The sequence below is a fragment of the Acinetobacter sp. TUM15071 genome (assembly GCF_008980925.1).
GTDB classification, from domain to species: domain Bacteria; phylum Pseudomonadota; class Gammaproteobacteria; order Pseudomonadales; family Moraxellaceae; genus Acinetobacter; species Acinetobacter dispersus.
This window is the reverse complement of record NZ_BKGB01000078.1, coordinates 1-429: the sequence shown is the minus strand read 5'-3', so window position 1 is coordinate 429 and position 429 is coordinate 1. Positions and strand designations below refer to the sequence as shown.

The following is a 429-nucleotide window of genomic DNA, read 5'->3' as shown; positions in this document are numbered from 1 at the left end:
GGCAACGTTGCCAACGGTCAACAGGTACATCATCTGCTAAATGATTACCGCGAAGGGCCATTTGCCAAAATGGAGGTGCGATCACATTTTCCATATAGCGTTCGGTAATGACATGGTCGCCGTCAACTTTAGTGACAGGCAATGATTCATCAATCTCTTTTTGCCCAATACTGCTTGAGTGAACATAGGTCTCGTGGGTTAAATCCATCAGGTTGTCGACCATCAGGCGATAGTCACACTGAATGTGAAACAGGCCTCCGCCATATCTCCATTCAGGATGATCTGCCCATTCTAAAGTTGGCAGTTTTGCTTCTTCTGCTAAAGCTTTCTCGCCTGGCCATACCCAAATAAAGCCGAACTTTTCGACAACTGCATATGCTTTGTTGCAAGGGAAACCATTTACACGTTGAGCTGGCATTGAAACGGTCT

1 pseudogene is annotated in these 429 nt (G+C 45.9%); it reads right to left on the bottom strand.

Going from position 1 to position 429, the window contains the following annotated elements:
- Positions 1 to 429, bottom strand: a pseudogene (locus tag GBI66_RS19325) (aromatic ring-hydroxylating dioxygenase subunit alpha); the annotation flags it as partial.